Origin of the sequence: Actinotalea sp. (genome assembly GCF_041597215.1) — a bacterium.
GTDB lineage: Bacteria > Actinomycetota > Actinomycetes > Actinomycetales > Cellulomonadaceae > Actinotalea.
In genome coordinates this window covers 1-5980 of record NZ_JBFHHB010000194.1, presented here as the reverse complement: position 1 = coordinate 5980, position 5980 = coordinate 1, and the positions used below count along the sequence as shown (strand labels likewise).

Annotated in this window: 6 protein-coding genes and 1 pseudogene; 4 read left to right on the top strand and 3 right to left on the bottom strand. The window is 73.8% G+C overall.

Features of this window, described 5'->3' with window-relative positions; translation table 11 throughout:
- Positions 1-60 precede the first annotated feature (60 nt).
- From ABWK99_RS12480 to nhaA, 3 genes are all read left to right on the top strand, one after another.
- Positions 61-1014 carry a DUF4862 family protein gene (locus ABWK99_RS12480; protein ID WP_372595028.1) on the top strand — a complete coding sequence of 318 codons (954 nt, stop codon included), beginning with the start codon at positions 61-63 and terminating at the stop codon, positions 1012-1014.
- Positions 1004-1915, top strand: a complete 912-nt coding sequence (locus ABWK99_RS12475) for an NAD(P)-dependent oxidoreductase (protein ID WP_372595027.1) — start codon at positions 1004-1006, stop codon at positions 1913-1915. Before ABWK99_RS12480 ends, ABWK99_RS12475 begins: the two co-directional genes overlap by 11 nt.
- Before the next feature lie 169 nt (positions 1916-2084).
- Complete coding sequence (gene nhaA / locus ABWK99_RS12470; protein ID WP_372595026.1) at positions 2085-3401, top strand: Na+/H+ antiporter NhaA; 1317 nt, start codon at positions 2085-2087, stop codon at positions 3399-3401.
- Positions 3402-3409: 8 nt separating this feature from the next.
- Here nhaA and ABWK99_RS12465 read toward each other — a convergent pair whose 3' ends face one another.
- Both ABWK99_RS12465 and mgrA read right to left on the bottom strand, forming a co-directional pair.
- Complete coding sequence (locus tag ABWK99_RS12465; RefSeq protein ID WP_372595025.1) at positions 3410-4255, bottom strand: alpha/beta fold hydrolase; 846 nt, start codon at positions 4253-4255, stop codon at positions 3410-3412.
- Positions 4252-5283 (bottom strand): L-glyceraldehyde 3-phosphate reductase, encoded by a 1032-nt coding sequence (gene mgrA / locus ABWK99_RS12460; RefSeq protein ID WP_372595024.1) that lies wholly within the window; start codon positions 5281-5283, stop codon positions 4252-4254. Before mgrA ends, ABWK99_RS12465 begins: the two co-directional genes overlap by 4 nt.
- Positions 5284-5317: 34 nt before the next feature.
- Between mgrA and ABWK99_RS12455 the strand changes: the two genes are divergently transcribed.
- A complete protein-coding gene (locus tag ABWK99_RS12455) occupies positions 5318-5782 on the top strand; it encodes a tRNA (cytidine(34)-2'-O)-methyltransferase (RefSeq protein ID WP_372595023.1) in 465 nt (154 codons plus the stop codon).
- Here ABWK99_RS12455 and ABWK99_RS12450 read toward each other — a convergent pair.
- A pseudogene (locus ABWK99_RS12450) lies at positions 5755-5980 on the bottom strand (hypothetical protein); the annotation flags it as partial. The gene ABWK99_RS12455 and the pseudogene ABWK99_RS12450 sit on opposite strands and share 28 nt — an antisense overlap.

Genomic DNA, 5980 nt, shown 5'->3' with positions numbered 1-5980 from the left:
GGTCCCGATGGCAACGTGAGACCGAATCGAGACCTGAGCACCGACACAGGAGTGACGACGATGTCCCCAGACCTGCGCAGCACGCTTCCCCTGCTCGGCGGATACGCCATGGCCCCCAAGGACGAGGCGAGCGCCGCCGAGTTCTACGCCGCCCTCGCCGGGCTGCCGATCGGCGGGCTCGAGATGCCGGCACCCGCCGACGACGACGCGATCGACGCGACCGCCGTCAGCCGCCTGCTGCAGCCGGGCTGGGTCGCGATGCTCACCTGCGTCCCGGTGGTCATGGGGCACCGCGCGGCCGACCCCGCCCGCGGACTGGCATCCGACGACGAGGACGCCCGCGGCCGGGCGCTGGCCGACGTCGCCCGGGCGGCCGAGCTCGCCCGCAGGCTCGCCGACGAGGAGGGCACCGCCCGCGTGGCGGCCATCGAGGTGCACAGCGCACCGTCCCCGGAGCTCGGGTCGGCCGACTCGCTCGCGCGCTCGCTCGCGACCATCGCCGACTGGGACCTCGCCGGAGCCCAGATCGTGCTCGAGCACTGTGACGCCCTGGTCCCGGAGCAGCAGCCGTCCAAGGGCTTCCTCACCCTTGACGACGAGATCGCCGCGATCCGGACGGCCGGGAACCCCGAGGCCGTGGGGATCGGCATCAACTGGGGCCGCTCCGCGATCGAGGGCCGCAGCACCGGCACCCCGGTCGAGCACCTCCTGGCCGCGCGCGAGGCGCACCTGCTGCGCGCCCTGATCCTGTCCGGGGCGACCGGGAGCACGACCGCCTGGGGCGAGCCGTGGTCCGACGCGCACATCCCGTCCCGCGGCGAGGACCCCGCGCTCGAGGCCTCTGCCGCCTCCGCCCTCGGCATGCAGGAGATCGCCGCGAGCCTCGCTGCCGCCGGCCCCGACGCGCTGCGCGCGGTGAAGGTCTCCGTGCGGCCTCGGGACATGCCGGTCGCCGCACGCGTCGCCGTCGCCCGCGCCGTCCTCGCCCAGCTCGAGGCCACCGATGTCGTCTGAGCCGGTCCCGGCGGCCCGGCCCGTCGGGATCGGCTTCATCGGCCTCGGGGTGATGGGCCGGCCGATGGCCGGTCACCTGCTCGCCGCAGGTCACGAGCTCCACGTGCACGCCCGCCGCCCCGCCGCGACGGACGGGCTGGTCGGCGCGGGGGCCGTCGCCCACCCCACCCCTGCCGCACTCGCGGCACGGTGCGGGGTCGTCCTCCTCGCGGTGCCCGACCTGCCGGACGTCGAGGCCGTCCTCGCCGGCGAGAGCGGCCTGCTGGCGGGGCTCGACCACCCGCTGACCCTCGTGGTCTGCTCGACCGTCTCGCCGGACGGGGTGCGCGCTCTCGGCGCACGCCTGGCCGAGGAGACCTCCGGCCTCGCCCACGTCGTCGACGCACCCGTCAGCGGCGGCGAGGCCGGGGCGGTCGCCGGGACCCTCGCGATCATGGTCGGCGGCGAGGACGAGGACGTCGCCCTCGTCACCCCGGTGCTGCGCGCCTGCGGGCGACCGGTGCACCTGGGCCCGCTCGGCGCCGGCGAGGTCGCCAAGGCCTGCAACCAGATGATCGTCGCCGCGACGGTCCTCGCCCTCGGCGAGGCGAGCGTCGTCGCCGAGCGGGCAGGCCTCGACCTCGGCGCGCTGCTCGACCTGCTCGGCACGGGACTGGCCGGCAGCCAGGTCCTCGAGCAGAAGAAGCGCGCCTTCGTCGAGCACGACCACCGGCCGACCGGCAAGGCGCGCTTCATGGTCAAGGACCTGGGTTTCGCCACCGAGGAGGCCAGGCGCAGCGGGACGGCCACCCCGCAGCTGGACGTGCTGCGGACGGCCTTCACCGAGCTGACCGACGCCGGGATGGGCGACCAGGACGTCGCCGTCGTCCAGGCCTGGATCGAGAGCGGGGTGAGCCGGTGAGCGTCGCCGGCTCCCCCTACCTGCGCGCCCGCACGCACGGGAGTACCACGATGTCCGTCCCCCGTCCGGGGGACCTCTGCACCCGAGCCTCCGCAACCGCGGGGCTATCCTCCTTCGCGTCGGACGCCCACAGCCGGGCGGTCCCGCGCGCATCCTTCTGGGGAACACCATGAGCAACCGCCGCACCGCGCTCCTGCGCCGTCGAGCAGCAGTCGTCGCCCGCCGCAACGCCATCCTCGGACGGCTGACTCCAGGCGGCCGGCGCAACTTCGTCGACGACCTCCGTGCCGAGAACACCGGGTCCAAGCTCCTGCTCGCCGGGACGGTTCTCGCGCTGATCTGGGCCAACTCCCCGTGGCGCGAGGCCTACGCCTCGCTCAGCGCGACGACGATCGGCCCTGCCTCGCTGCACCTGGACCTCACCGTCGCGCAGTGGGCGACGGACGGCCTGCTGGCGATCTTCTTCTTCGTCGTCGGTCTCGAGCTCAAGCGCGAGATGGTCGAGGGCCAGCTGCGCAAGCCGGCGACCGCCATCGTCCCGATCCTCGCGGCCGTCGGCGGGATGGCGGTCCCCGCGCTCTTCTACACGGCCGTCGTCGTGCTGCGGGACGGACCGCCCGAGGGTTGGGCCATCCCCGTCGCCACCGACATCGCCTTCGCGGTCGCGGTGCTCACGCTGTTCGGCTCCCGGCTGCCCACGGCGCTGCGCGCCTTCCTGCTGACCCTCGCCGTGGTCGACGACCTGCTGGGCATCATCGTCATCGCGGTCTTCTACGCCGAGGGGCTGTCCTTCCTGTGGCTCGGCGCGGCCCTGCTGGCGATCGCGCTCTTCGGGCTGCTGGTGCGACGCGGCGACATGCCGACCTGGGTGCTCCTGCCCCTGGCCGTCGTCGCCTGGGCACTCATGCACAGCTCAGGGGTGCACGCGACGATCGCCGGCGTGATGCTCGGCTTCATGGTCCCGGTCGCGGTCCGCGAGGGCCACAAGGTGGGCCTCGCCGAGCACTACGAGCACAAGTGGCGCCCCGTCTCGGCTGGCCTCGCCGTTCCGGTCTTCGCCCTGTTCGCCGCGGGTGTGAGCCTCAACCCGAGCGATCTCGCCAGCGCGGCTGGGGACCCGGCCGCCCAGGGTGTCGCGCTCGGCCTGGTGCTGGGCAAGCCGATCGGCATCCTGCTCGCGACGTACCTGCTGGTCCGGTTCACCAGGGCGACGCTCGACCCGACCGCGCGGTGGCTCGACCTGCTGGCCGTCTCCACCGTGGCGGGTGTCGGGTTCACCGTCTCGCTGCTCATCGGCGAGCTCTCCTTCGGCGCGGACTCCCCGCACAGCGAGCACGTCAAGGCCGCGATCCTGTTCGGCTCGCTGGCCGCAGCGGCGATCGGCGGTGTGCTGCTGAGCTGGCGCAGCCGGGTGCACGAGCGGGCGCACGACCTGCGCCCCTCCGACATCTCGGTCGACGAGGTCTCGGTCGACGAGGAGGGCTGAGCCCGGCTCTAACGCTGCGGGAGTGCCGACGCGCCTGCGTCGGCCTCCAGCAGCGCGGCCAGCACAGCGGCCTCCGCCTCGGCGCGCGCCTCCCGGCGCACGCTGTGCCCCGTCGGCAGCGGCACGTGCCTCAGCAGCGGACCGAGCAGGTCCTGCACCCGCCGGACCTGCTCGGCGTCGACGATCGCGCCCCGCTCCGGCCGGCCGGTCAGAAGGGTGACCGGAACGCGGACGGCGGCAAGTGCCTCACCCCAGTCGCGCTCGTCCCACCGGTGCGGGAGGTCGATCACGCGGGGGTCGACGCGGTGCTTGGCCTCCGCCCACGGGGCGATCTCGTCGAGCGGCCACCCGGGGTTCTGCTGCCGGCCGAGGTCACGCAGCCAGTCCACCTCGCGGCCAGCCATGGCCAGGACCCCGTCGCGCAGTCCGACGGGGATCCCGCGGGAGTCGACCACCCGCCCGACGCGCCACGCCGGGTCCTCGAGCACGAGCCCTGCCACGAGCTCCGGTGCCGAGAGGGCGAGCTCCTGCGCGACCAGACCGCCCATCGAGTGCCCGACGACGACGGTCGGGCGTCCGAGAACCTCCGCGACGACGGCCGCGACGTCCCCCGCGAGAGCGGCGATGGTGAACGGTTCCTCCGGCAGGGGCGTCCGGCCGTGGCCCCGCGCGTCGACGGTGAGGACCTCGCGCCCGCCGACCCAGCGCGCTATCGAGGGGGACCAGCAGGCGCCGTCATCGGTCCACCCGTGCAGCGCCACCAGGGGGACCCCGTCCCCTCGGCCGTAGCGGTCCCAGGCGGTGGCCCCGGTGCGCCCCGCCTCGTGACGAGAAGCGATCGTGCCGATGGTCACCGAGCGGTGCCGTCCACGGCGTAGGGCTCGATCGCCGCGAGCTCCTCTGCGGTCAGGGGTGGCGCCTCGAGGGCCGCCACGTTGGCCTCGAGCTGGGCGACGCTGCTCGCGCCGATGAGGGCGCTGGTGACGCGCGCGTCGCGCAGCAGCCAGCTCAGGGCGAGCTGGGCGAGGCTCTGCCCACGCGCGGCGGCGATCTCGTCGAGCGCCCGTGCGCGGGCGAGGTAGGTCTCGCTGATCCGTTCGGCGGACAGGAAGTGCCCGACGGCGGCTCGCGAGTCGGCAGGCACCTGACCCGAGAGGTACCGATCGGTCAGCAGACCCTGGGCGAGCGGGCTGAAGACGATCATCCCGATCCCGAGGTCGCCGACGGCGTCCAGGAGGGACTCGGACTCGCCCTGAGCAGGGTGCTCCACATGACGGTTGAACATCGAGTAGCTGGGCTGGTGGATGAGCAGCGGGGTGCCGAGCTCGCCGAGGATCCGGGCCGCCTCGCGCGTCGCGGACGGCGAGTAGTTCGAGATGCCGACGTACAGGGCCTTGCCGCTCGTCACCGCCGTGTGCAGCGCTCCCATCGTCTCCTCGAGCGGGGTGCTCGGATCGGGGCGGTGGGAGTAGAAGATGTCGACGTGGTCCAGGCCCATCCGGCCGAGCGACTGGTCGAGCGAGGAGAGCAGGTACTTGCGCGAGCCGCCGTCGCCGTAGGGCCCGGGCCACATGTCGTACCCGGCCTTGGTGGAGATCACCAGCTCGTCGCGGTAGGGCCGCAGGTCGACCTCCATCGCGCGACCGAAGGTCTCCTCCGCCGAGCCGTAGGGCGGGCCGTAGTTGTTCGCCAGGTCGATGTGCGTGATGCCCAGGTCGAGTGCGCGCCGCAGGATGGCCCGCTGGGTCTCGAAGGGCTTGGTCTCCCCGAAGTTGTGCCACAGCCCGAGCGAGAGGGCCGGCAGGTCGAGGCCGCTGCGCCCGCAGCGGCGGTAGGTCATCGAGTCGTAGCGGTCGTCTGCAGCGACGAAGGGAGTGGTCACGGATCCAACCTAGCGGTGATGGCACACTCGTCCGGTGCTCCACATCCTCTTCCACGAGCCGCGCATCGCCGGGAACACGGGCAGCGCGATCCGTCTCGCGGCCGGCACCGGCGCCGTCCTGCACCTGATCGAGCCGCTCGGCTTCGCGCTCGACGAGCCGCGCGTGCGCCGGGCGGGGCTGGACTACCACGAGCTCGCGGACGTGCAGATCCACCCCGACCTCGACGCGGCGCTCGCCGCCCTGCCCGACTCCCGCGTCTGGGCGTTCACGACCCAGTCCTCGACCTCGTTCGCCGAGGTCGCCTACGCCGACGGCGACGCCCTGCTGTTCGGCCCCGAGCCGACGGGCCTCGACCCCGAGGTGCTCGCCCACCCTCGCCTGACCGGTCGGCTCCGCATCCCGATGCTCCCGGGACGCCGATCGATGAACCTGTCCAACGCCGCCGCCGTCGCGACGTACGAGGCCTGGCGTCAGCTCGGGTTCCCCGGCGGGGTCTGAGCGCCCGTCCCGGGACCGGGCACCGCCGGCGCGTCGAGGACCTGTCGGCGGAGCAGCTCCCTCAACGCCACACCGGTGGTCGCCGCCATCGAGACGGCCATCAGGGCGCCTCCGAGCATCCCGATCGCGATCACGAGCGGGAGCCCCTGCCCCGGCCGCCACAGCGGGGAGGTGACCGCACCGAAGACGCCGAGGCCG